We start from the raw sequence: 24,073 nt of genomic DNA, 5'->3' as shown, positions 1-24,073 counted from the left end.
AGCCCCAGGGGGTTGCACCCCCGGCGGCGGGTCTGCAACGCGACGCCCTACCGATACAAGCTGTTCCTTCCAAGATACCGCTCGAGCCCGCGTACGACATGTGCGCACACGCGACGCCTGCGGCGTAGACTCGCGTGGTCTGCCACCCCGAACTCGAGAAGAGGCCGATGTCCCGCGATCACCAGCGCCCCGTGCTGCAGCCGAGCTTCACCTTCGACTGGATCATCGGATCCGATGAACCCGGAGCAGCTCAGCGCCTCGCCCAGGAGACCTCCTGGGCGCTGCTCGATCGCGTGCGACGCGTCGCCGACCCCGAGGTGGTCGAGCGCGTCGTCGGCCTCGCGGCGGGCTCTGGCCTCGATGACATTGCGGAGCTGTGGGCGGGGGAGAGCGCGCACTCGCTCGCGGGCCTGCTCTGGCGCCTGTACCTGTTGCGTCGCGTGGTCGATGCAGATCCTGCCGGATCAGCCGACCTCTTCCGCCGCGGCGCCGCGGTCACCGTCACTATCGACCCGATCGTCGCCGGCGCAGTCGAGCCGGTCACACCCGACTCGATTTCACACCTGTGCGACACGATTTTGCGCGGAGTGTTCGCGGGCGACCTCGGAGGAGCGCTCGATCGCGCAGCGAGTTACTGCCGCATCATGTCGCTCGGTGCCGCCGATCTCGCCGACGCGCGTGACGTGCTCGACGACGCGCACGCTGAAGAGCTGACAAGACGCGCGCTGCGCTACTCCACGCTCGCCCACGACCTGCACGGCGGTGCCCGACGCTGGCGAGACGGCACGCTCTCCTGATCGACGTCGAGATCATCGGACGCGCGAGGAAGACCGATCGCAGTGTTCGCCCTCCGCTGACGCCGCGCCGACGCGGCCCTGAGCCCGTTTGATAAACTGGTGCACGCCGGGCCGCAGTAACCCCGGGCTCCAATTTTCGCCGCTTCGAGCGGCCTTCCGCCGAGAGGCGTTTCTGCGGCTCGGTCTTTTCTGCCCAGCGGGTCTGAGAGTGCGTCAGGCGCACGCCGCGAACCGGTCGCGATCTCAAAACACACGCGTTCTAAGCTCGGGGTATGAGATCTCCGCTTCAGCACGCAGACGGCATCAACTTCTCGACGCGCAAGTGGGTGCGCCCCGAAGACATGAACGCGAACGGGTCGCTCTTCGGCGGCAGCTTGCTCAAATGGATCGACGAAGAAGCCGCGATCTACGCGATCATACAGCTCGGCAACCCGCATGTGGTGACGAAGCTGATCTCGGAGATCAACTTCGAGGCGTCGGCGCGCGAGGGCGACCTCATCGAGATGGGACTCGTCGCGACGGAGTTCGGCCGTACATCGCTCACGATGCGGGCGGTCGTGCGCAACATGATCACGCGCAAGACGATCCTCTCGATCGAGCGCATCGTCTTTGTGAACATCGGGCCCGACGGTACTCCGGTGCCGCACGGCTACACCGAGATCACCTACGATCGCGACCGCATGCCGACGGCCGACGAAATGCCGAACCGTATCGAGAACTGAGCGGCAACGCGAACACCCCGGTGCCGCCATCGACAGGCGTGCACCGGGGCGTTCGCGATCCCGACCTCGGGTTTACCCGAAGCGGCCCGAGACGTAGTCTTCGGTGGCCTGCACCGACGGGGTCGAGAAGATCGTCGAGGTGTCGTCGAACTCGATGAGCTTGCCCGGCTTGCCGGTGCCCGCGATGTTGAAGAACGCCGTGCGATCCGAGACGCGCGAGGCCTGCTGCATGTTGTGGGTCACGATCACGATCGTGTACTCCTGCTTGAGCTGATCGATGAGATCCTCGATGGCGAGGGTCGAGATCGGGTCGAGCGCCGAGCACGGCTCGTCCATCAGCAGCACGTCGGGCGACACCGCGATCGCGCGTGCGATGCAGAGACGCTGCTGCTGCCCGCCCGAGAGGCCCGAGCCCGGCTTGTCGAGGCGATCCTTCACCTCGTTCCAGAGGTTTGCGCCGGTGAGCGACTTCTCGACCAGTGCGTCAGAGTCGCTCTTCGACATGCGACGGTCGTTGAGGCGCACGCCGGCGAGCACGTTCTCGCGAATCGACATCGTGGGGAACGGGTTTGGCCGCTGGAACACCATGCCTACCTGACGGCGCACGAGCACCGGATCAACGCCCTGCCCGTAGAGATCTTCACCGTCGAGCAGCACCTCGCCCTCGACGCGAGCGCCGGGGATGACCTCGTGCATGCGGTTCAGCGTGCGCAGGAAGGTCGACTTGCCGCAGCCCGAGGGGCCGATGAAGGCGGTGACGCTGCGGGGCTCGATGTTGATCGACACCCCTTCGACCGCCAGGAACTTCGAGTAGTAGACGTTGAGGTCGTTGACCTCGATGCGCTTCGACATGGTGATTCTTTCGTTCGGGAGTCGGTGTGGGTCTGCAGGGCCGCCGGCTAGCGGCCGAACTTCGGGGCGAACCAGCGGGCGATGAGACGCCCGAGCAGGTTGAGTGCCATGACGATGAGGATCAGCACGAGGGCGGCGGCCCAGGCGCGGTCGATGAACGCTTCGGCCGGGTTGCCCTGGTTCATGAACTGCGTGTACACGTAGACGGGCAGTGACTGCATGCGGTCGGAGAAGAGGTTGTAGTTCATCGATGCCGTGAATCCGGCGGTGATGAGCAGCGGGGCCGTCTCGCCGATGACGCGCGCGATCGAGAGCATGATGCCGGTGGTGATACCCGCAATCGAGGTGGGCAGCACGACCTTCATGATGGTGCGCCACTTCGGCACGCCCAGCGCGTACGAGGCTTCGCGCAGTTCGTTGGGTACAAGACGCAGCATTTCTTCGCTCGAGCGCACGACGACCGGGATCATCAGCACGGAGAGCGCCACGGCGCCGACGATGCCCATGCGCACGCCTGGCCCGAAGAAGAGCGCGAACAGCGCGTAGGCGAAGAGACCCGCGACGATCGAGGGGATGCCCGTCATCACGTCGACCAAGAAGGTGATGGTCTTCGCGACCTTTCCGCGGCCGTACTCGACCAGGTAGATCGAGGTCATGAGGCCGAGCGGCACCGAGATGATGGTGGCCGCCAGCGTGATGAGCAGCGTGCCGATCATCGCGTGGAGCGCGCCGCCGCCCTCACCGGTGACGTTGCGCATCGAGGAGTTGAAGAACTCCGAGTCGAAGCGTGCGACGCCGTTCGAGACAACCGTGAAGGCCACGGACACGAGTGGCACCATCGCGAGCAGAAAGGCGCCCGAGACGATCGCGGTGATGAAGCGGTCCATCGCCTGGCGCGATCCTTCGACGCTCGCCGACATAATCGTGATGACGATCACGTAGGCGATGGCGCCGACCAGGACCGCACCGACGGGCGAGAACTCGGCGCCGCTCGCCGCGGCGAGCAGACCGAAGAGCGCGAGTGATGCGGCCAGGCACGCGGCGAGCACGACCCACGGTGTGGAGCGCGAGAGCCGGTTGCCGGCGAGGGAAGACCCTGCGCGGACGGGGCGAACGGTGATGGCCACGGAAGTGGTCCCCTCTTGAGTCGGTTCGGTCGTCTGGAGCATCAGTTCGCCGCCGAGAACTCGGCGCGGCGGCTCACGATCCAGCGAGCCAGCGCGTTCACCAGGAAGGTGACGACGAACAGGATGAGGCCGGTGGCGATCAACACGTTGATGTTCTCGCCGTAAGCCTCAGGGAACGACAGCGCGATGTTTGCGGCGATCGTGGAGGGGTTCTCGGAAGTGAGCAACCGGAACGTGACCAGGCCGGTCGCCGAGAGCACCATGGCGACGGCCATCGTCTCGCCAAGCGCGCGGCCGAGGCCGAGCATGGCGGCCGAGACGATGCCCGGGCGGCCGAACGGCAGCACGGCCATGCGAATCATCTCCCAGCGGGTCGCGCCGAGTGCGAGTGCGGCTTCCTCGTGCAGTCGGGGAGCCTGGAGAAAGATCTCGCGGCAGATCGCGGTCATGATCGGCAGGATCATCACCGCAAGCACGAGTGCCGCAGTCAGAATGGTGCGGCCCGTGCCGCTGACGGTGCCGCCGAAGAGCGGGATCCACCCCAGGTAGGTGTTCAGCCACTCGAAGATCGGGCGGGCAGCCGGCGCGAGCACGCCGATGCCCCAGAGACCGAAGACCACGCTGGGCACGGCGGCGAGCAGATCGACGATGTACCCGAGCACCTGCGCGAGCTGACGGGGCGCGTAGTGCGAGATGAAGAGTGCGATGCCAATGGCGAGCGGGAGTGCGATCAGCAGCGCCAGAGCCGCGGCCCAGACGGTGCCGAAGACGAGGGGGCCGACGTAGGCCCAGAAGTTGCTGGTGAGCAGTGAAGCGCTTTCATCGGTCGCGACGAACGCGGGGATGCTCTGCACGATGAGGAAGATGGCGACTGCGGCGAGCGTGACGAGAATCATGCTGCCCGCGAAGACCGCGGAGCGTGAGAACACGCGGTCGCCGAGGCTGAGCACCGGCTTGGCAGGGGCGGAAGTGGCGGTCACTGTGTCTCCGGGGTTGAGGGGAGAATGAGTCGAGGATGGTCGAGGGAGCCCGACCTGCGGAGAGCGGCGGGCACGAACTGCATCGTGCCCGCCGCTCTCACGGGGATTACTTGATCGAATCGATCGCGGTCTGCACCTTGGTGCGGAGATCGTTCGAGATCGGGGCGCTGCCCGCAGCCTCGGCGGCGGTGTTCTGGCCGTCCTCGCTCACGATGTAGCTGAAGTACGACTTCACGAGCTCAGCGTTCGCGGCATCTGCGTATTCTTCGCAACCGACGAGGTAGCTCACGAGCACGATCGGGTAGACGCCGCCCTCGGTCGAGGTGCGGTCGAGAGCGATCGCGAGGTCGTGGTCGGTGCGACCCTCCTCGAGCGGCGACGCGTCGACGACTGCGGCTGCAGCCTCGGGGGAGTAAGCGACGTACTCTTCGCCGACCTTGATCTCGACGGTGCCGAGGTCGCCTGCCTGCGATGCGTCGGCGTAGCCGATGGTGCCGGTGCCGTTCTTGACTGCCGAGACGACGCCCGAGGTGCCCTGTGCACCCTCGCCGCCGAACTCGGTCGGCCAGGTCTCGACCGAGCCCACGGTCCAGTCGGTCGAAGCCGCTGCACCCAGGTAGTCGGTGAAGTTGCCCGTGGTGCCCGAGTCATCGGAGCGGTGCACCGCGGTGATGTTCGCATCGGGGAGCTCGACGCCCTCGTTCTGCGCGGTGATCGCTGCGTCGTTCCACTTGGTGATCTTGCCCGAGAAGATCTGGGCGACGGTCGATGCATCGAGCTTCAGCGAATCGACACCGTCGACGTTGAAGATGATCGCGATCGGGGAGATGTACGCGGGGAACTCGACAATGTCGCCGGTCGCGCAGCCCTCGAAGGGGCCGGCCGAGATCTCGTCGGTCTTGAACGCGCGGTCCGAGCCGGCGAACGCGCTGGCGCCCTGCTGGAAGGTCTCGCGACCCGCACCCGAGCCCGAGGGCTCGTAGTTGACGGTGACGTCAGCGTTGGCGGTCTGGAAGCCGGCGACCCAGGCCTCCTGAGCCGAGCCCTGCGACGATGCGCCGGCGCCGACGAGCTCGCCCGAGAGGCTCGAACCGGCAGAGGTCTCTTCGCTGGAGGAGCTGCCGCCCTCGTTCGCGGCGCAAGAGGTCAGCGTGAGTGCGGCGATGCCACCGATGGCGGCGACCTTGGCGAATGCGGAAAGCTTCACTTGAGGGTGATCCAATCTGGAAAACGGATGTGAGGTGATGGTCTCGAACGACCACGACACCACGCTAAGCATCCTGCATGACGCGAGGTCTGCCAGCGGGTGAACAACAGGTGAACTCACGCCGTCTGAAAGCCGCCAGGTCAGATGATGCACGCGCATTCGTGCGCGTTGCCGTTCAGCTTGTCTACGGTGCGGTGAAACGATTCGCCGGTGCGCGTCAATGCTGCAGCGGGTAGGTTTCGACGCCCAGAATGCCGACCTCGGGGTGATGCTTCGCGAAGTGGAACACCGAAAAGCCCGCGGTGGGCAGTGCGGCTGCCGCGTCGAGATACGCGCCGATCGGGCTGCCGGTCGCGAGGGCGAGCTCGCGCGCGAGATCGGGCAGCACCGGGCGGTGGCTGCAGATGACCGCGCTTTTACGGCGTGAAACGATGCGCGTCAGCAGCGTGCGTAGCTCGGACAGGTCGCCCGTGTCCCAACGATCTTGGCTGATCGCGTCGGTCTCGCGCACGGTCTTGCCTCGATGGCGCGCGAGCGGTGCGATCGTCGACCGGCAGCGCACGGCGGTCGACGAATAGAAGCGCTTCGCACCGAAGGCCTCGAGTGTCGGCACCAGGGTTTCGGCCTGGTCTTGCCCGAAGGCGGTGAGCGGTCGCAGGTGGTCGGCCATGGTGCTCGACGAGCGCGGCAATGCCTTCGCGTGGCGCAGCAGCGTGATCGAGTACGTATCGAGCAGGTCGCGGCTGGCGAGGTCGAGGAAGACGTCGAAGAGTTCGCGGTCGGCTGCATATGTGAGGCGCTCGCGCACCGCATCGAGCGGCACCCATTCGATGGCGTCGACCTCGCTGTTCGGGCGGAAACGGCCGGCCCCCGCGACTCGCTCGGAGACCTGCGCCGCCCAGTACTGCACCGTCTTGCGGCGCCCGCCGCTCAGATCGTAATGGATCGTGCCGAGGTGCGCCCCGAGGTGCACTTTGAATCCGGTCTCTTCGCGAGTTTCGCGCACGGCGGCCTGGGGCATGCTCTCGCCCGGGTCGAGCTTGCCTTTGGGAAAGGAATAGTCGCCTCGCTTCGGGCGGTGGATCACCAGTACGAGCGTGCGAGCACCTCCTTCAGAGGTCGCTTCACGTCGCCAGCAGATTGTGCCCGCCGCGAAGACTTCCCCCGTCACCCGCCGTGTCAACGTGCCCGGCGCGCGCGACGCGCCTCGGTGCGGTCGTCCATGACGAGGTCTTGCAGATCGGGGAGCTTCTCGCCGGCCGCATTGACCACTGAGCGGTGCCAATTCCCGTCGGGCAGCATGCGCCATGACGACACATCGTCACTGAACGCGAAGTCGAAGAACCGGTCGATGCGCGCCAGGTGTTCGCGCTCTTCGAGCCGCACGAGCACCTCGATGCGGCGGTCGAGATTGCGGTGCATGAGGTCTGCGCTGCCGATGAAGACCTCCCGTTCGCCGTCGTTCTCGAAGGAGAAGATGCGCGAGTGCTCCAGGTACCGGCCGAGCACGGAGCGCACGCGGATCGTCTCTGAGAGCCCCGGTACCTCGGCGCGGATGGAACAGATGCCGCGCATCCACACATCGATCGGCACGCCGGCCTGGCTCGCACGGTAGAGCGCATCGATGATCGTTTCGTCGACCATCGAGTTGCCCTTGAGCTTGATGCCGCTCGACCGACCAGCGCGTGCGTGCTCCGCCTCGCGTTCGATGCGTTCGAGCAGCCCGCTGCGCAGTTGCAGGGGAGCGACGAGCAGACGGTCGTAATCGGTCTCGATGGCGTAGCCCGAGAGCACATTGAAGAGTTTCGTCACGTCGCGACCGACCTCGGGCGATGAGGTGAACAGGCCGAAGTCTTCGTAGATGCGGCTCGTCTTCGGGTTGTAGTTGCCGGTGCCGATATGGCAGTAGTGGGCAAGGCGCCCGCCCTCTTCACGAATTACGTGAACGAGCTTGCAGTGGGTCTTGAGCCCGACGAGGCCGTAGACCACGTGCACGCCCGCCTGCTCGAGCTTGCGGGCCCAGGTGATATTCGCCTCTTCATCGAATCGTGCCTTGACCTCGACGAGCGCGAGCACCTGCTTGCCCGCTTCAGCAGCCTTGATGAGCGACGCGACGATGGGGCTATCGCCTGACGTGCGATAGAGCGTCTGCTTGATCGCGAGTACGTCGGGGTCGGTGGCCGCCTGCTCGACGAACGCCTGCACGCTGGTCGAGAACGACTCGTAGGGGTGGTGCACGAGCACCTCGCGACGCGCGATCGCGGCGAAGGTGTCGGGCTTCTCACTCGGCGAGCTCGAGAGGAACTGCGGGTGAGTCACCGGAATGTGGGGCGTGAACTTGAGGTCGGGGCGCGCAACGCGTGTCAAGGCGAAGAGGCCGCTGAGATCGAGCGGCGCAGGCAGGGTGTACACCTGCTGCTCGTCGATGTCGAACTCGCGAACGAGCAGCTCGAGCGTCGCCTCGTCCATGTCGTCTGAGATTTCGAGACGGATGGGAGGCCCGAATCGGCGCCGCAGCAGCTCTTTTTCAAGCGCCTGAATCAGGTTCTCGGTCTCGTCTTCTTCGATCTCGACGTCTTCGTTGCGCGTCACACGGAAGACGTGGTGGTCGATGACCTCCATGCCGGGGAACAAACCGTCGAGCTGATTCGCGATGAGCGCTTCGAGCGGGATGTACCGAACGTCGTCGACGCTCTCGCGCCCGTCGACGCGTACGTACCGCGGAATCATCTGGGGTACCTTGAGGCGAGCGAACTCGACCTTGTCGGTATTGGGGTTGCGCACGCGAATGGAGACGTTCAGTGCGCGCCCCGAAATGTAGGGGAAGGGGTGCGCCGGATCGACGGCGAGCGGCATGAGCACCGGGTAGATGCGCTGCTCGTAGTAATCGGTGAGGATCTCACGATCGGCGTCGTCGAGATCTTCCCACTCGACGATCTTGATGCCGGCCTCGGCGAGTGCCGGCATGACATCGCCGCGGAAGCACTCGGCGTGCCGCAGCTGCAGCTCGTACGCCCGCCGATTGATGTCGGCGAGCACCTCGGTCGGTGCGCGACCCACGTTTGTCGGCACGGCGAGCCCCGTGACAATGCGGCGCTTCAGACCAGCCACGCGCACCATGAAGAATTCGTCGAGGTTCGCCGCAAAAATTGCGAGGAAGTTCGCACGCTCGAGCAGGGGTGTCGACGGGTCTTCGGCGAGCTCGAGCACGCGCTGATTGAACGCGAGCCAGCTCAGCTCGCGGTCGATGTATCGATCGGCCGGGAGCTCGATCGTGCCGTCGGCAATCTCGCTGATGTCGTCGTTCATGCGTCCATTGTGGCACCCGGCACCGACACTGGGGGCCGCTGCCACTGGCGGCTGCGTGAATCGATGGTGAACCCCGCGCGTTCATACAGCTCGACGGCCCGTGTGTTCTCGCCGTCCACATACAACGAGACGTGATCGGGCGAGTGCTGCGCCATCCGAGCGAGCGTGACGTCAAGCAGCAGGCGGCCGAAGCCGCGGCCGGCGAAATCCGGGCGAACTCCGACGGCGTAGAGCTCGGTCTCGACCGTCTCGCCGCGCACCGTCTTGATCCAGGTGGATCCGGCGGCCTCGCCGGCTTCGAGCCCTGCCTCCGCACCCGCGTCGGCGATGAGGAGCAGCAAATCGTCTGCGTCGAACCACGGTTCCGCGCAGATCAAGGCGAAGTCGGCCTCGGTGATGCGCCCCTGCTCGGGGTGGGTCGCGAATGCCGCTGCGTTCGCGCGCACCCACACCCCTGGGTCAGTGGCGCGAGAAGGATCGAAGGGTCGCAGGGCGAACCCCAGGGGAACATCCAGGGCGAGCAGATCGGTACCTTCGCAGGGAAGCAGCGCCGGGTCGAGCGACATGCGGTACAGCGACCGCACGGGTGCAAAGCCCGCTCCCGCCAGCAGCGATTCGGCGGCAGGATTCACCCCGTGTGCCCAAGCGAGGGATGCAGATTCGTCTCCGGCAGTCTCGAGCAGCACACCGAGTGCAGCGCGACCGACCCCGCGGCCTCGGGCTTCGGGACGTACGACGAGATCGACCTCGCCATCGCCGACGATGCCGAAGGCCACGGGATTCGGAATGCCGGCATCGGAGAAGAGCAGGAGGGCGCGCTCGCCCTGAGTGGCTGCGAGCATCGCCTGGTCAGAAACAGGGGCCGAGCCGTCGTGCGCCTCGGCAGCGTGGGCGATCACGCGGGCGGTCTCGAAGTCGGACGATCGTTCGGCGATGTGCGACTCGAGACGCGTCATTCGGGGCTCTCCTCCTCGGTGCGAGCCCGAGCGAAGCCGTACCCGACGCCGCGAACCGTGCTGATCAGGCCCTCGTGTTCGCCCAGCTTGGCACGGAGCCGCCGCACGTGCACGTCGACGGTGCGCGTGCCGCCGAAGTAATCGGTGCCCCATACATCGCTGAGCAACTGCTCGCGGGTGAACACGCGACCGGGGTTGCCGGCCAGGAAGTGGAGTAGCTCGAATTCCTTGTAGGTGAGGTCGAGCGGGCGCCCGAACAGGCGCGCGGTGAAGTTGGACTCGTCGATGACGACGCCGGCAGCGTGCACCGCAGAAGGCTGCTCGACGGCTTGCGGGCGTTCAAGGAGTCGCAAGCGCAGCTCGATTTCGACCGGGCTGGCGGTCGGCAGCAGCAGCTCTTGCACCCCCCAATCCGGGGTCAGTGCGGTCAAGGCGACTTCGGGAAGCACGACGATGCGAGGCGTATCGCTGCCGTCGATGAGGCTGAGGCACGCCGCACGAGCACGCCGCGCGTCGAGTGTGCCGTCGATCAGGATCGCATCGAAGCGATCGGCCATCGTCTCGGGCACCCGCAGTGAGAGCGGAGACGTGCGCACATCGTGCGGCAGGAGATCGAGGCCCGGGAGCGAGTCCGCAGGATCGCGATCTGACAGGCAGAGCAGCTGCATCGATTCGCTCCCTTCCTAGTCCGGTTGGTCTGGATTCATAGTACTCAGCGCCCTGTTTCGCGGCCGTTTCGTTCGTGTTTCACGGCATTGAACGTTGCGGAGAGGTCGAAAACCCGCGGTGTGGAACAATGGCCTGATGACCGAGACGCCGCCTCCGACTTCCGAGATGCCCGATGCGCACTCGTGGCACGTTTCGCGACTCATCATTGCCTGGGCGGTCGCCGCAGTGATCGGTGTACTCGTCTCGGTGCTCGTCGCCCCCGAGCACCGCTTCTCGTGGTTGGTGCTCGCCATCGGCGTCTCGACGCTGGTCACGTTCGGGCTGCAGCTCGGCACGGCGCAGCGCGAAGGCTTCATTACCCGTGTCGCATTCAGTGTCGCGGGCTCCGTGGTGGTCATCGCCGTTATCGACGTGATCGGGTTGCTGTTCTCCCACTGAGCCCTGCCGTGCTCCCTGTTTGACTCGACGGTATAGAATAGACGCATGCTTCTCGCGCTCGAACTCTTCTTCCTCGGACTGCTCGGCCTGGCGTCGCTCGCGATCGCCTGGGTGTCGGGCACGGTCATCTACAAGCTCTTCAAAGGCCAGCGCTAAGCGCACCACTGCGGTGACGCACGGGCTTCTCGCATGAATCCTTTCGCAGTGCTGCCCGGTGCGATTATCGACGCCGACTTGGGTGTGGCTCAACACTACGGCGAGCCACTCATCGAGCAGCGTGCGCTCGACGAGGGAAAGGCGATCGTCGATCTGTCGCACCACGGCATCATTGTGGTGTCGGGTCAGGATCGCCTGAGCTGGTTGCACTCGATGACGAGTCAGCAGTTGCTCGGTCTGCAGCCGGGCGAGAGCACCGAGACGCTGCTGCTCGACGCCAATGGACGCATCGAACGCGCGGCGCGGGTTATCGACGATGGCGAGCGCACCTGGTTGCTCGTCGACCAAGGGTCTGCGGCACCTCTGACCGAGTTTCTGCAGCGCATGCGATTCGCGCTCCGCGTTTCCGTTGAAGATGTGAGCGAGTCGCACGCTGCAGTGCTCGCATTCGCGGGAGAAGCTGCCGATGCAGTGCGTGCACTCGAGCCAGTGGTCGAATGGAACGACCCCTGGGCCGCGGTGAGCCGCGGAGGCGTGCAATACGCCCGCTCTGATGCGCCGCACGCGGGCGCTGATTGGTCGGCCACCCACTTCGTCTTCCCCCGAGAGCGCATCGGCGCAGTGACGGCGCTGGTGCGCTCTGGTGTTGTGCGCGCTGCGGGCTCACTCGCGCTCGACGCGCTCGAAGTGCGTGCCTGGCGCCCGTCGCAGGCCGGGGACGCCGATGAGCGGGCGATCCCGCACGAACTCGACTGGATGCGCACGGCGGTGCACCTCACGAAGGGCTGTTACCGCGGGCAAGAGACGGTCGCGAAGGTGCACAATCTCGGGCACCCTCCGCGGCGCCTCGCGCTGCTGCATCTCGACGGGCTGGCAGGGGAGCTTCCGGTCGCCGGTGCGCTGGTGTTCGCGGGTGCCGGATCCGCGAACGATTCGACGGCCCGGCCGGTCGGCCGTGTGACGCGCGCGGCGCTGCACTACGAGTGGGGCGGCATCGCGCTCGCGCTGCTGAAGCGCTCGGTCGCTGAAGACGCGATCCTTGAAGTGCGCAGTGGGCCGAACGGTAACGATGCGAGCGCTGTCGCGGAGGAGCCCATCGCGGCGACGCAAGAGACGATCGTGCCGCCCGAGGCCGGGGCGACGCGAGACATTCCTCGGTTGCAGCGTCTCTGGCGGTACAGCAGTGATCGTGCGCCCATAGACTGGGGCGTATGACGAATACGCTGATCCTGCTGCGTCACGGGCAGAGTGACTGGAACCAGAAGAACCTCTTCACCGGATGGGTCGATGTGCGGCTCACCGATCAGGGCCGCACAGAGGCCGCGCGGGCGGGCGAGTTGCTCGCCGAGGCCGGTCTGCTGCCCGACGTGCTGCACACCTCAGTGCTCAGCCGGGCGATTCAGACGGCTCATCTCGCGCTCGAGACCGCTGACCGACTCTGGGTGCCGGTGCGCCGCTCGTGGCGACTCAACGAGCGTCATTACGGGGCACTGCAGGGTCTCGATAAAGCTGAGACCCTTGAAAAGTACGGCGAAGAGCAGTTCATGGAGTGGCGGCGCTCGTTCGACACCCCGCCTCCCGTGCTCGACGACTCGAGCGAGTGGTCGCAGGCGGGCGACCCCCGTTACGCGCACATCGATGGCGAGCGTCCGCAGACCGAGTGCCTCGCCGACGTGATCGATCGCATGCTGCCCTACTGGGAGAGCGACATTCTCACAGACCTCCGCGCAGGCAACACGGTGCTCGTCACCGCGCACGGCAACTCGCTGCGTGCGCTCGTGAAGCATCTCGACGGCATTTCAGACGAAGACATTGCCGGCGTCAACATTCCGACGGGCATGCCGCTGGTCTACGAGATCAACGATGACGGTACGCCGACCGGCCCGGGTCGTTACCTCGATCCTGAGGCAGCTGCGGCCGGCGCTGCAGCCGTCGCTGCGCAGGGCAAGGGCCACTGAGCGCGACCAGTTGAATCGGTGTCGATTTCTGCGCGAGTGAACCACGAATTCGCGCAGAAATCGACACCGATCGCCGGCAGCGTCGGCATTCGGCGCCGTGAACTCACGATCGTGCGTTCAGGCACGAGTAAGGGCCCCTCCAGAGGAGGGGCCCTTACTCGTGTACCGCGAAGCGATGCGACGCGTCGAACTTAATCTTCGTCGTCGTCTTCCGCGTTGTACTTGCTGGCATATTCCGCCCAAGGATCTTCCTCGCGAACGCGCGATGCCTCAGCGGCTTCGGCCGCGGAGAGTTCTCGTTGCAGCGCAGAGTAGTTCGTATCCGGGCTGAAATACTTCAGCTCCCGGGCGACCTTGGTGTGCTTTGCCTTTTGACGGCCGCGCCCCATGCGTGACCCCCTTACACATTCGGGCCCCGCGGGATATGCTCCCCGAGGCAGATACCAGTTCATAGACGTATGGTGCAGATTCTAGCATGATGAGTCTGCTCACTACGCCGTGCGCGTTAGCATGAGGTCATGCTTTCGACGCGATCACGCCCCGTACGAATCGCGCTCATCGCGCTGCTGATCATTGCAGCGCTCGTGCTCGTCGCGGTCGCCGCAGTGGTTGCGCCGATCCTGCTGCATCGCAGCGCTGGCGGGTCAGGCCAGGCAGTGCCCGACACCATCGTCTCGTCGGTCACCGCCACCGGCGCCGACGACCGCACGCGCACGCTGACCGCGCAGAACTCCGACGGCGCGCCGGCTGTTCTCGACGCGCTCGAGCCCGGGCAGCAACTGCAGATTGACGGTGGCGGGTTCGATGCAGGCATCGGCATATACGTGGCGATCTGCGCGATCCCCGCGACGGCCGACGAGAAGCCGGGGCCGTGCCTGGGCGGCATTCCCGAGGGGGCCCAATCGGGTGATGCCGATCTCAGCCATCTGTCGAGTGCATGGGTGACGAACGACTGGGCGTGGCGCAACTTCGCCACGCACGCGTTCACCGAAGACGGTGATTTCTCGGTCGAGCTCACGGTGCCAGAGCCGGAGATCGACGGCCTCGACTGCCGAGTGCAGCGCTGTGCGATCGCGACCCGGGCGGACCACACCGCGTCGTCAGACCGCGTGCAAGACCTGCTGCTGCCCGTCGCCTATCGCGAGTGAACGACCTCGACGCTCGGCATCAGTGCGAAATGCCAGCCAACGGAGAGATCACGAGCGTGGCAATCGTGTAGATGACGAGACCCGCGAGTGAGCCCACGACAGTCCCGTTGATACGAATGAACTGCAGATCCTTGCCGACCTGCAGTTCGATCTTCTCTGCCGCCTCTTGCGCATCCCAGCGCTGCACCGTTTCAGTGATCACATTGGCAAGATCATGGCGGTAGGTACGCACGAGATGCTCCACCACCTCCATGACCCAGACATCGATCTTGTACTGCAGTGTTGCGTCCTCTTGCAGTTTTCGCCCGAAGTCTTGAGCTGCGCTGACCATGCGCACGCGCAGGTCGCTCTGCGGATCCTGCAGCATCTCGACGATCGCCGCGCGCGCCGTGCGCCAGGTGCTCGCTGCGAGCGCACGAATGCGCGGGCTGTCGAAGACCTCCCGTTTGAAGGACTCCAACTGCTGCTGCAGGTGCTCCTGCTGCTGCAAGTCGCCGGCAAGGTCGGTGAGGAACCGGGCGATTGCGATGCGAGCGGGGTGCTCAGGGTCACGCGCTACGTTCTGCGCAAACTTCACGGCTTCGGCATGCAGTCGATTATCGACAAAGCGATCGACGACGCTCGGCACCCATGACGGCAGGCGGGAAGAGACAACGTGATCGAACGCGGCCGGGTGGGCGATGAGCCACTCTGCGAGGCGATCCGCAGCGATGTCGAGCAGCGCGCCGTGATGACCCCCCGCCACGAATGTTTCCGTCGCGCGGCCCAGTAACGGGCCCCACTCGGGTTCGACGACGTGTCGTCGCACGAGTACCTCGATCAGCTCCTGCACGTCGTCATCGTCGAGCACGGCGAGAGCTCCGAGACCTGCATTCGCCACCATCTCGCCGACGCGCTCTGCGCTGCGGCGATCCGACAGCCACTCGCCGGCTCGGCGTGCGCCGCTGATCTCCGAGAGCTTGTTGTGCACGACCTCGTCGGCGAGGAAGTTCTCTTCGACGAACGATCCCAGCCCCTCGCCGATGTCATTCTTCTTCTGGGAAATGAGGTTGGTGTGCGGAATCTTGATGCCGAGGGGATGCCGGAACAATGCCGTGACTGCGAACCAGTCGGCGAGCGCGCCCACCATGCCCCCCTCGCTCGCCGCGCGCACAAACCCCCAGGCTGGAAAGCGAGCCTGCAGCACGAACGAGACGACGAACAGCACTGCCATCGCGATCAGCAGGGCCACCGCAATGGTCTGCATGCGGCGGAGCTCGGCAAGGCGCTGGAAGTCGGCGTCGGAGACGGCGCCGAGAGTGCGGCGCGTGCGGGGCTGCGGCATCCCAGTATTATCCTCCTTTGTACGACGGCCTTCCACGCGGAAGCTGGGAACCCCAGAATGTCGCACCCCGCATGGGATAATCGTGCCCATGCACCTGCTCACCGCGCTCAGCCTCAAAAACCGTGCACTGATCGCGCTCGTCACGATCGTTGCCGCCGTGTTCGGCTTGATCGGGGTCGGATCGCTCAAGCAGGAGCTGATGCCCTCGGTGCAGTTCCCGACGATCGCGGTGGTCACGAGTTACCCGGGAGCCTCACCCGAGGTCGTCAACAAAGACGTGTCGGTGCCCATCGAAACCGCGCTGCGCGGTGTGCCCCAACTCGAATCGTCGTCGGCAACGTCGAGCACGGGCACATCCACCGTGCTCGCGCAGTTCACATACGGGGTCGACCTCGCATCGACCGAGCAGAAAGTGGAGCGTGCGATCAGTCGCATCTCGCAGATGCTCCCGGACGCTGCGGACACCCAGGTGGTCTCGGGCAGCATCGACGACTTCCCGATCATTCAGATCGCGGTCACGCCCGCCGAGGGCGAAACTCCGGAATCGATAGCGGCACTGGCCGAGCGCACGGCGATTCCCGATCTCTCCGATATCGACGGCGTGCGCGACGCTCAGATTACCGGTGCGCGCACGGAGCGCATCACCATCACGCCGAACTTCGAAGCACTCGCGGCCCAGGGGCTCAGCGCGCAGACGATCACCGACACCCTGCAGCAGAGCGGTGTGCTCATCGCGGCGGGGTCAGTCACCGAGGGCGATCGTACGCTCGCGGTGCAAGCGGGTACCGAACTGCACTCCGCCGACGAGATCGCCGCGCTGCCGCTCGCGGTGAGCGCCGAACAACTCGCCGCGCAGCAGGCCGCGGCTCAGGCACCGGGGCTCGCTGATGACGCGACCGTGGCGCCGGCTCCGGCCACGATTGGTGCAGTCGCCACGGTGTCGCTCGAGCCGGGGCCTGAGACGAGCATTTCGCGGGTGAACGGTGCCTCGGCGCTCACTATCGCCGTGACAAAGACGTCGGCGGCGAACACGGTCGACGTCTCGCACGCTGTCCAAGCCCAGCTCTCCGACCTCGAAGATCAGTTGGGCGGCGCCCAGCTGACTGTGATCTTCGATCAGGCGCCCTACGTGGAGCAGTCGATCGAGACGCTCACGACCGAGGGGCTGCTCGGGCTCGTCTTCGCCGTGCTCGTCATTCTGGTCTTCTTGATGTCGATTCGCGCGACGCTGGTCACGGCCATCTCGATTCCGACTTCCGTGCTGCTCACGTTTGTCGGCTTGAACTTCGCCGACTACACGCTGAACCTGCTCACGCTGGGCGCCCTCACCATTTCGATCGGTCGCGTCGTCGACGACTCGATCGTGGTGATCGAGAACATCAAACGGCATCTCGCGGATGGGGGAGACCGGGCGCCGGTCATCATTACCGCAGTGCGAGAGGTCGCCGGTGCGATCACCGCATCGACGATCACCACGGTCGCGGTATTCCTCCCCATGGCCTTCGTCGGTGGTATGGTCGGCGAACTCTTCCGCCCCTTCGCCTTCACCGTCACCATCGCCCTCATCGCGTCGCTCCTCGTTTCGCTCACGATCGTGCCGGTGCTTGCTTACTGGTTCTTGCGTACCGGGCCCGCGCGGAGTCGAGACGGTTTCATCACGGCCGGCAGCGGAGAAGACGCGAAGTACCAGGCCGGCGCCGAAATCGATGCGCACCCGACGCGACTGCAGCGCTGGTATCGACCGATCATCGAATGGACGCTGCACAGCCCGTTGAAGACGTTGGCCATCGCGCTCGCGATCTTCATCGGCACGATCGGCTTGGCGGCGACACCGCTGCTGAAGACGAACTTCATCGGCTCTGATGAGCAGAACTCCGTCGGGCTCGTGCAGAACCTCGCTCCGGGAACCAGTCTCGACACGCAGTTGGCGCAGGCCGAGAAGGTCGAGCAGGCACTCGACCCGATCAGCTCGATCGAGAGTGTGCAGGTGACCATCGGCAGCGCCGGCGGAGCCGCGGCGTTGTTCGGAGGCGGTGGAGATGGCGCGGTGAACTACTCCATCACCACGAATGCGGACGCGAACCAGGCGCAAGCGCAAGATGATATTCGTGCCGCCGTCGATGCTCTCGATGGCGCCGGAACATTCTCGATCAGCCAGTCGGGCGGAGGAGTGACCGGATCGAGCGCGATCGAGGTCAATGTCACCGCTCCCGACCAGGATTCGCTCGCACAGGCAAGCGATGCCGTGGTTCAGGCGCTTTCAGACGTGTCGTCACTGCAGCAAGTGGAGAGCGATCTCGGCGTCTCACGCCAGTACCTCGCCATCACGGTCGATCGCACGCTCGCCGCCCAGGCAGGCCTGACCGAGGCGGGAGTCGCCGGACAAGTCGCGCAGCAGATGCAGCCCGCGCAGATCGGCCAGATCACCATCGATGCGAATACCGTCGCCGTCTACCTGGCGAACGGCGTTGCGCCGACCGATGCGGCGGGAGTCTCCGCCCTGACGATTCAAACAGCCAGCGGCCCCCAAGCGCTGAGCGGCCTCGCAACCGTTCAGGTCGCCGACGGTCCGGTCACCGTGCGTACCCAGGACGGTGCCCGATCGGTGACGGTCTCTGCGCTGCCACAGGCTGACGATCTTGGCTCCGCCGGCGCGCAGGTCAGCGCCGCGCTCGAGAGCATCGATCTCCCGCAGGGGGCGAAAGCCGAGGTCGGGGGAGTGCTCTCACAGCAGTCTGATGCCTTCCAGCAGCTCGGCCTGGCACTGCTCGCCGCGATTTTGATCGTGTATGTCGTCATGGTTGCGACGTTCCGCAGCCTGCTGCAGCCGCTGCTGCTCCTGATCTCGGTGCCATTCGCCGCAACCGGCACGATTCTCCTGCTGATCGCCACGGGCATCCCTCTGGGCGTGGCCTCGCTCATCGGCGTGCTCATGCTCGTCGGCATCGTCGTCACGAACGCGATCGTGCTCATCGACCTCGTGAATCAGTACCGCGTGCGCGGGGATGCCCTGCGCGATGCCGTGCTGCACGGCTCGCTGCAACGTCTGCGACCCATTGTGATGACTGCCCTGGCGACCATTCTCGCGCTTACGCCGATGGCACTGGGGATCACGGGCAAGGGAGGGTTCATCTCGCAGCCCCTCGCGGTCGTCGTGATCGGTGGTCTGCTGTCGTCGACGGTACTCACGCTCGTGGTGCTTCCGACGCTCTACTACCTCGTTGAACGGCGTCGGGAAACCGGGCCCCGGCGAGGGAGAGGCATCGCTGTGCCGGATCCGCGCGACTCGACCGACCCGCTCGCCCTCGCAACCGGTGACGGCGCGACGGCATCTCAGCCGCGCCGTCGCCGCGGTACCTTCGGGCGCACCGGTGCGAGTGCTGCGGGTGTCGGCATTGCGGAGGTCGGCGCAAGCGGCGGTGTGGGCGCGGGCGCGACCGCCACGGGCGTTGGCGCCAGCGGATTGGGTGACACGGGATATCCCGCCCACGGGGTGCCAGAGACGTCACCAGGGGGTCAAGTTTCTGCCGCTTTCGGTCAGCCGGCGACGGCGGCTCCGCCGACGCCAGCACCACTTTCGACACCCGGGCCGGAGTCGGAGATCGCTTCGGACTCCGTGACTGCCCCCGCGACCGCACCGGTCACGATCGAGCCGGCGTCGGTGAACGCCGAGCCCGCCGACGATTCCGTGCGCACTGACCACGTTGAGGCCTCCGCTCCGATCGAATCTTCTGCGCCGTCGGGGTGGGAACTGCTCGCACCCGATCACGTCGTCGACGTCGAACCGACACAAGGGGTCGAGCTCGATCCCGAACAGCACGAGTTCGGTCGTGTTCCCGAAAACGGTCACGAAGCGATGGGGCCGTCGACGCAGCAGATGTCGATGGATCTCTCCGACCTCGGGTTTACCGGCACGGACAATCCACTGAGCGATCTGGAGAGCGACCCCAACAGCTCTGAAGCAGCCGATGACACACCGACCCGGGCTGCTGGCGCCCACGGTGTGCCCGACGAGCCGGCGCAGATCGATCCGGAACCGTGGACTGCACCTGACCCCTGGCCCGCTCCAGAGACAGCCTCCGGCCAGAACATTGCGCCGCATCCCGCGGATGACGCCGTGGGCGAGTCGCAGCCTGAGAACCTGGAGCCTCCGGTCGAACCCGAGCCCGAGTCCCTACCCGATCAGCCGGAGCCGGTTGAGTCGGTCGCGCCGTTGTTCGCGCACTCCGACATCGATACGGCGACCACGCCGCTCGTGCTGCCGCAGCCGGAAGCTGCTGCAGAGACGCAGGAGCCTGCTCCGCCAGTGACCGGCGAGCTCGACTGGGAGCAGCTCATGTGGCAGGCGACGCAGGAGGTCGACGAGGCCGCAGGTCTCAAGCTGGCTTCGGGTGCGGCTGAAGGCACACGAACGGAAGATCCCGAGCCGACTGATCCCACCGAGGAACGCTGAGATGGCGCAAAAGAAGCGCGGCGGATTCAAACCCCCCGCCAATTACGATCCGAACCGGGGGCGCAAGCGGTCGGGCGGAGCGCCGGGGCGTCGCGGAGCTTCGGAATCGCAGGATTCGTCGACGCCGCGAGGTGGTCGGGAGCAGCCTGCCGACGCCGCGCGACGCGATTCACGGGGCGGCGGTGCGCGACGTGAGACTCACTCTGAGGTGGCGGGCCAGGGGCGCAGGACGACGCCTCGCGCGGACGCAGGCCGGCGTGACCACTCACGCGAGACATCGCGGCGTGACGCCACTGGCAGTGCCACAGGCGGCGCCCGGGTCTATGCCTTCGACGGCGACGGGTCGGCGAAGCGGACCCCTCGTGCATCTTCCGGGGCGGCCCCTGCGACCGCGAGCGAGACTCCTCAGCGTCTCGACGCTCAGCTGACGACGGCTGCGGAGGCCGCCGCGCTGTCGTTCAGTGATCTCGGCCTCGGCGGCAACCTGATTCGCGTGCTCGGTGAGCTGGGTGCGAAGAGCCCGTTCCCGATTCAAGCGGCTACGATTCCCGACACCATCGCCGGGCGCGATGTGCTGGGTCGAGCCCGTACCGGTTCGGGGAAGACGATCGCGTTCGGCGCGGCAATCGTGGAGCGTCTGCTGCGGCTCAAAGCCGACGGGGCGTTCTCGGCGGATCCAGCACCGGCGAAGCACCGGGTGCAGCGGGGCGTACGTGCTCCGAAGGGGCAGGTGCGCACGCCCAAAGCGTTGATCCTCGCACCGACCCGCGAACTCGCGTTGCAGATCGATCGCACGGTGCAGCCGTTGGCTCGCTCAGTCGGCTTCTACACCGCTCAGATGGTGGGCGGCATGCCGATCGAGCCGCAACTGCACGCGCTCGAGCGCGGGGTGGACATCGTTATCGGTACCCCGGGTCGCGTGCTCGATCTGGTGCAGCGCCGTCGACTCGACCTGCGCGATGTGCGGGTGTCGGTCATCGATGAGGCCGACCACATGTGCGACCTGGGTTTCCTCGAGCCCGTGCAACAGGTGCTCCGTGACACGGTGCGCGATGGCCAGCGGTTGCTCTTCTCGGCAACGCTCGACGCGTCAGTGTCGACCCTCGTGTCAGAGTTTCTCAGCAACCCCTCCGTGCGCGAAGCGGAGGAAGCCGCGGCAATGCCGGTGGACCATCGCGTGTTTGTCGTGTCTCGCGAACACCAGGACGAGGTGGTCGCTGAGCTCGTCAGGCGACGCGGGCGCATCATGGTGTTCACTCGCACCCGCGAGTATGCGGCACGGCTTACCGAGACGCTCACCGAAGCCGGGGTGCGCGCGGTAGAGCTGCACGGCAACCTCAGCCAAGCGCGGCGCGAGCGAAACCTTGAGAAGTTTGCAACGGGCAAGGCGGCGGTGCTCGTCGCGACCGACGTCGCCGCGCGGGGGCTGCACATCGATGATGTCGACCTCGTCGTGCAGGCGGACGCCCCGATCGATTTCAAGATCTACCTCCACCGATCCGGCCGCACGGGGCGCGCCGGAAAGGCGGGCCAGGTCGTCGTGTTGGTTCCGCGGGCGCGGCAGCAGCGCTTGCGCGACCTCCTCGATGAGGCCGGTGTCAGGCCCAGCTTCTTCGGCGACATCGAGCCCGGGTTCGCAAAGCGGTTCTGACGACGCCGATCGTGGGAGGGTTCCGATAGCTGCTGAGCTGACTATTTAGAGCTTTTACACAACTCGACCGGGGTGCGTCGTCGGTGTGCATTGTGCACGAGCGGGGGCTGCTTGGCGCCGTCGCAGCACTTCTTTACGCTGGCGTGACGAGGGTGCTCGGCCGCCGCGGCCGGCTCCCGAACGTCATCTCGAAGGAGAACCGATGGCCGACACCACCCCGTCGTCACAGCCCCGTATCGATGTCGACGTCGTCAGCGACGCCCTGCTCGGCACCTGGAAGGCCGAACGCCTCGCCTCGCGTGCGTTGGCGAGCGATTCCCGACTGCACACCATTCCCGGTCAGTCAATGGATGCGCACCGTGAGCGCGCCCTCGAGCAGATGGACATTCTCGTCGAGGCCGGCGCGATCCAGCGTGCGTTCCCGACGGCGCTCGGCGGGAGCGACAACCACGGCGGCAACATCGCCGCGTTCCAGGAGCTCGTGCTCGCCGACCCGTCGCTGCAGATCAAGAGCGGGGTGCAGTGGGGGCTCTTCGGTGCGGCGATTCTGCACCTGGGCACCGCGAAGCACCACGAGCAGTGGTTGCCCGACGTGATGAGTCTGGCGCTGCCCGGCGCATTCGCGATGACGGAGATCGGCCACGGATCAGATGTCGCGTCGATCGGCACCACGGCGACCTACGACGCCGACACCGAGGAATTCGAGATCCACACGCCGTTCCGTGGAGCGTGGAAGGACTACTTGGGGAACGCGGCACTCCACGGTCGCGCCGCCGTCGTCTTCGCACAGCTCATCACCCGCGGGGTCAACCACGGTGTCCATGCGTTCTTCGTGCCGATTCGCACCGCAGACGGCGAGATGATGCCGGGAGTCGGCAGCGAAGACGATGGTGTGAAGGGTGGCTTGAACGGCATCGACAACGGCCGTCTGCATTTCTCGCACGTTCGCGTACCGCGTGAGAACCTGCTCAACCGATACGGCGATGTCGCCGCCGATGGCACGTACTCGTCGGCGATCGAGAGCCCCGGGCGTCGCTTCTTCACCATGATCGGCACGCTGGTGCAGGGTCGTGTTTCGCTCGACGGCTCGGCCGTACGCGCGATGCAGGCCGCGCTCGGCATCGCGATTCGTTACGGCAGCGAGCGCCGTCAGTTCCCCGGCGCCTCAGGGCGCGAAACGGTGCTGCTCGACTACGGTCAGCATCAGCGCCGGCTGCTGCCGCGTCTCGCACAGACCTACGCCATGACCTTCGCCGACGAGCGCCTGTTGACCGTGTTCGACGAGGTCTTTTCGGGGGCCAAAGACACGGACGAGAATCGTGAAGATCTCGAGACACTTGCCGCGGCGTTCAAGCCCCTGTCGACATGGGCTGCGCTCGATACGCTGCAGGAGGCCCGCGAGGCCTGCGGCGGCTCAGGGTTCATCGCCAAGAACCGCCTTGTCGGGTTGCGGGCAGATCTCGACATCTACGTGACGTTCGAGGGCGACAACAACGTGCTGCTGCAGCTCGTGGGCAAGCGTTTGCTCACGGATTACGCGGCCCAGTTCAAGAATGCCGACCGCGCGACGTTGGCAAAGGCTGCCGCGACGCAGCTGGGGGATCGCGTGAGTCGCTTCGGGCTGCGCCAGGTCGGGCAGAGCATCGCCGACCTCGGCCAGGTGGCGCGCTCTGTTGAGAGCATGCGCACCCCCGAAGCCCAGCGTGAGCTGCTCGCCGACCGTGTGCAGACGATGGTCGCCGAGATCGCGCTCGCACTGCGCGACGCGACGAAGGGCATCGCGAAGAATGACAAGCGCGCTCGGGCGATTGCCAACGAAGAGGTGTTCAACGCCCAGCAGCACAAGCTGATCGAGGCCGCTCGCGCGCACGGCGAATTGCTGCAGTGGGAGGCCTTCACCGAGGCACTCGACAAGATCGCAGACCCCGGTTCGCGCCAGGTGCTCACCTGGCTGCGAGACCTCTTCGGTCTCGGGCTCATCGAGCAGCACGCGGCGTGGTATCTCATCGCCGGGCGCATCTCGGCGCACCGCGCCGAGTCGGTGACCGCCTACATCGACCGGCTCATCGGCCGCTTGCGCCCCCACGCGCTCGACCTCATCGAGCCGTTCGGGTTGACGCCCGAGCTGCTCCGTGCAGAAATCGCCACGGGTATCGAAGCCGAGCGGCAGGAGGAGGCGCACGCCTACGTCGAAGCGCAGCGAGCTGCGGGCACCTGGCCGATCCACGAGAAGGAGCTGCGCAAGCAGCAACAGGAGGATCAGCGTGCCGGTGTGCAGTCGGCGGTGGCGCCCGAGGCGGTGGCGGCAGCGGCTCGTTAGGGTGGA

19 protein-coding genes are annotated in these 24,073 nt (G+C 66.0%); 9 read left to right on the top strand and 10 right to left on the bottom strand.

Features of this window, described 5'->3' with window-relative positions; translation table 11 throughout:
- The first annotated feature begins 167 nt into the window (after positions 1–167).
- Together ACZF5Y_RS12220 and ACZF5Y_RS12215 are read left to right on the top strand one after the other, a co-directional pair.
- The gene (locus tag ACZF5Y_RS12220) at positions 168–797 is read left to right on the top strand and encodes a hypothetical protein (RefSeq protein WP_053387632.1); all 630 of its coding nucleotides are present in this window, start codon (positions 168–170) and stop codon (positions 795–797) included.
- 272 nt (positions 798–1,069) lie between these two features.
- Complete coding sequence (locus tag ACZF5Y_RS12215; RefSeq protein ID WP_497532904.1) at positions 1,070–1,519, top strand: acyl-CoA thioesterase; 450 nt, start codon at positions 1,070–1,072, stop codon at positions 1,517–1,519.
- 72 nt (positions 1,520–1,591) lie between these two features.
- Here ACZF5Y_RS12215 and pstB read toward each other — a convergent pair whose 3' ends face one another.
- The 8 genes from pstB to ACZF5Y_RS12175 form a co-directional block, all read right to left on the bottom strand.
- A complete protein-coding gene (gene pstB, locus ACZF5Y_RS12210; RefSeq protein WP_053352253.1) occupies positions 1,592–2,371 on the bottom strand; it encodes a phosphate ABC transporter ATP-binding protein PstB in 780 nt (259 codons plus the stop codon).
- A gap of 47 nt (positions 2,372–2,418) precedes the next feature.
- Positions 2,419–3,540 (bottom strand): phosphate ABC transporter permease PstA, encoded by a 1,122-nt coding sequence (gene pstA, locus ACZF5Y_RS12205; protein ID WP_497532903.1) that lies wholly within the window; start codon positions 3,538–3,540, stop codon positions 2,419–2,421.
- On the bottom strand, positions 3,540–4,478 hold the full coding sequence (pstC, locus tag ACZF5Y_RS12200; protein WP_053352251.1) for a phosphate ABC transporter permease subunit PstC: 939 nt from the start codon (positions 4,476–4,478) through the stop codon (positions 3,540–3,542). The genes pstA and pstC overlap by 1 nt, the downstream gene beginning before the upstream one ends.
- 106 nt (positions 4,479–4,584) lie before the next feature.
- Positions 4,585–5,685, bottom strand: coding sequence for a phosphate ABC transporter substrate-binding protein PstS (locus tag ACZF5Y_RS12195; RefSeq protein WP_497532902.1), 1,101 nt, complete (start codon positions 5,683–5,685; stop codon positions 4,585–4,587).
- A gap of 217 nt (positions 5,686–5,902) precedes the next feature.
- Positions 5,903–6,856 carry an NUDIX hydrolase gene (locus ACZF5Y_RS12190; RefSeq protein WP_497532901.1) on the bottom strand — a complete coding sequence of 318 codons (954 nt, stop codon included), beginning with the start codon at positions 6,854–6,856 and terminating at the stop codon, positions 5,903–5,905.
- Positions 6,857–6,864: 8 nt separating this feature from the next.
- A complete protein-coding gene (locus ACZF5Y_RS12185; protein WP_497532900.1) occupies positions 6,865–8,994 on the bottom strand; it encodes an RNA degradosome polyphosphate kinase in 2,130 nt (709 codons plus the stop codon).
- A complete protein-coding gene (mshD, locus tag ACZF5Y_RS12180) occupies positions 8,991–9,950 on the bottom strand; it encodes a mycothiol synthase (protein WP_497532899.1) in 960 nt (319 codons plus the stop codon). The genes ACZF5Y_RS12185 and mshD overlap by 4 nt, the downstream gene beginning before the upstream one ends.
- Positions 9,947–10,618, bottom strand: a complete 672-nt coding sequence (locus ACZF5Y_RS12175) for a winged helix-turn-helix transcriptional regulator (RefSeq protein ID WP_497532898.1) — start codon at positions 10,616–10,618, stop codon at positions 9,947–9,949. The genes mshD and ACZF5Y_RS12175 overlap by 4 nt, the downstream gene beginning before the upstream one ends.
- Positions 10,619–10,754: 136 nt before the next feature.
- Between ACZF5Y_RS12175 and ACZF5Y_RS12170 the strand changes: the two genes are divergently transcribed.
- The 3 genes from ACZF5Y_RS12170 to ACZF5Y_RS12160 all read left to right on the top strand — a co-directional run bounded on the left by ACZF5Y_RS12170 (position 10,755) and on the right by ACZF5Y_RS12160 (position 13,171).
- Complete coding sequence (locus ACZF5Y_RS12170; protein WP_497532897.1) at positions 10,755–11,057, top strand: hypothetical protein; 303 nt, start codon at positions 10,755–10,757, stop codon at positions 11,055–11,057.
- A gap of 189 nt (positions 11,058–11,246) precedes the next feature.
- Positions 11,247–12,428 (top strand): CAF17-like 4Fe-4S cluster assembly/insertion protein YgfZ, encoded by a 1,182-nt coding sequence (gene ygfZ / locus ACZF5Y_RS12165; RefSeq protein WP_497532896.1) that lies wholly within the window; start codon positions 11,247–11,249, stop codon positions 12,426–12,428.
- The gene (locus ACZF5Y_RS12160; RefSeq protein ID WP_497532895.1) at positions 12,425–13,171 is read left to right on the top strand and encodes a phosphoglyceromutase; all 747 of its coding nucleotides are present in this window, start codon (positions 12,425–12,427) and stop codon (positions 13,169–13,171) included. Before ygfZ ends, ACZF5Y_RS12160 begins: the two co-directional genes overlap by 4 nt.
- A gap of 191 nt (positions 13,172–13,362) precedes the next feature.
- On the opposite strand, the gene ACZF5Y_RS12155 is transcribed toward ACZF5Y_RS12160, so the two are convergent.
- Positions 13,363–13,560 (bottom strand): DUF3073 domain-containing protein, encoded by a 198-nt coding sequence (locus tag ACZF5Y_RS12155; RefSeq protein WP_053352243.1) that lies wholly within the window; start codon positions 13,558–13,560, stop codon positions 13,363–13,365.
- A gap of 129 nt (positions 13,561–13,689) precedes the next feature.
- Between ACZF5Y_RS12155 and ACZF5Y_RS12150 the strand changes: the two genes are divergently transcribed.
- The gene (locus ACZF5Y_RS12150) at positions 13,690–14,319 is read left to right on the top strand and encodes a hypothetical protein (protein ID WP_497532894.1); all 630 of its coding nucleotides are present in this window, start codon (positions 13,690–13,692) and stop codon (positions 14,317–14,319) included.
- 19 nt (positions 14,320–14,338) lie between these two features.
- On the opposite strand, the gene ACZF5Y_RS12145 is transcribed toward ACZF5Y_RS12150, so the two are convergent.
- Positions 14,339–15,643 carry a DUF445 domain-containing protein gene (locus ACZF5Y_RS12145; protein ID WP_497532893.1) on the bottom strand — a complete coding sequence of 435 codons (1,305 nt, stop codon included), beginning with the start codon at positions 15,641–15,643 and terminating at the stop codon, positions 14,339–14,341.
- Positions 15,644–15,731: 88 nt separating this feature from the next.
- Here ACZF5Y_RS12145 and ACZF5Y_RS12140 point away from each other — a divergent pair, with 88 nt between their 5' ends.
- The 3 genes from ACZF5Y_RS12140 (at position 15,732) to ACZF5Y_RS12130 (ending at position 24,067) form a co-directional block, all read left to right on the top strand.
- Entirely contained in the window at positions 15,732–20,096 is a 4,365-nt protein-coding gene (locus tag ACZF5Y_RS12140; protein WP_497532892.1) for an efflux RND transporter permease subunit, read from the top strand.
- Between the two features lies 1 nt (position 20,097).
- Positions 20,098–21,747 (top strand): DEAD/DEAH box helicase, encoded by a 1,650-nt coding sequence (locus tag ACZF5Y_RS12135; protein WP_497532891.1) that lies wholly within the window; start codon positions 20,098–20,100, stop codon positions 21,745–21,747.
- Between the two features lie 202 nt (positions 21,748–21,949).
- The gene (locus ACZF5Y_RS12130) at positions 21,950–24,067 is read left to right on the top strand and encodes an acyl-CoA dehydrogenase family protein (RefSeq protein ID WP_497532890.1); all 2,118 of its coding nucleotides are present in this window, start codon (positions 21,950–21,952) and stop codon (positions 24,065–24,067) included.
- The last annotated feature ends 6 nt before the right edge of the window (positions 24,068–24,073 follow it).

Source organism: Leucobacter sp. WKLB1, from assembly GCF_059696215.1.
Note: the sequence above shows the minus strand (reverse complement) of the source record. Positions and strands in the feature narration are given on the sequence as shown.

What these genes read in the sequence shown, in the direction of transcription:
- ACZF5Y_RS12220 (WP_053387632.1), top strand. Translation starts at nt 168, where the DNA reads ATGTCCCGCGATCACCAGCGCCCCGTGCTGCAGCCGAGCTTCACCTTC.
- ACZF5Y_RS12215 (WP_497532904.1), top strand. Translation starts at nt 1,070, where the DNA reads ATGAGATCTCCGCTTCAGCACGCAGACGGCATCAACTTCTCGACGCGC.
- pstB (WP_053352253.1), bottom strand. Translation starts at nt 2,371, where the DNA reads ATGTCGAAGCGCATCGAGGTCAACGACCTCAACGTCTACTACTCGAAG.
- pstA (WP_497532903.1), bottom strand. Translation starts at nt 3,540, where the DNA reads ATGCTCCAGACGACCGAACCGACTCAAGAGGGGACCACTTCCGTGGCC.
- ACZF5Y_RS12185 (WP_497532900.1), bottom strand. Translation starts at nt 8,994, where the DNA reads ATGAACGACGACATCAGCGAGATTGCCGACGGCACGATCGAGCTCCCG.
- mshD (WP_497532899.1), bottom strand. Translation starts at nt 9,950, where the DNA reads ATGACGCGTCTCGAGTCGCACATCGCCGAACGATCGTCCGACTTCGAG.
- ACZF5Y_RS12175 (WP_497532898.1), bottom strand. Translation starts at nt 10,618, where the DNA reads ATGCAGCTGCTCTGCCTGTCAGATCGCGATCCTGCGGACTCGCTCCCG.
- ACZF5Y_RS12170 (WP_497532897.1), top strand. Translation starts at nt 10,755, where the DNA reads ATGACCGAGACGCCGCCTCCGACTTCCGAGATGCCCGATGCGCACTCG.
- ygfZ (WP_497532896.1), top strand. Translation starts at nt 11,247, where the DNA reads ATGAATCCTTTCGCAGTGCTGCCCGGTGCGATTATCGACGCCGACTTG.
- ACZF5Y_RS12160 (WP_497532895.1), top strand. Translation starts at nt 12,425, where the DNA reads ATGACGAATACGCTGATCCTGCTGCGTCACGGGCAGAGTGACTGGAAC.
- ACZF5Y_RS12155 (WP_053352243.1), bottom strand. Translation starts at nt 13,560, where the DNA reads ATGGGGCGCGGCCGTCAAAAGGCAAAGCACACCAAGGTCGCCCGGGAG.
- ACZF5Y_RS12150 (WP_497532894.1), top strand. Translation starts at nt 13,690, where the DNA reads ATGCTTTCGACGCGATCACGCCCCGTACGAATCGCGCTCATCGCGCTG.
- ACZF5Y_RS12145 (WP_497532893.1), bottom strand. Translation starts at nt 15,643, where the DNA reads ATGCCGCAGCCCCGCACGCGCCGCACTCTCGGCGCCGTCTCCGACGCC.
- ACZF5Y_RS12140 (WP_497532892.1), top strand. Translation starts at nt 15,732, where the DNA reads ATGCACCTGCTCACCGCGCTCAGCCTCAAAAACCGTGCACTGATCGCG.
- ACZF5Y_RS12135 (WP_497532891.1), top strand. Translation starts at nt 20,098, where the DNA reads ATGGCGCAAAAGAAGCGCGGCGGATTCAAACCCCCCGCCAATTACGAT.
- ACZF5Y_RS12130 (WP_497532890.1), top strand. Translation starts at nt 21,950, where the DNA reads ATGGCCGACACCACCCCGTCGTCACAGCCCCGTATCGATGTCGACGTC.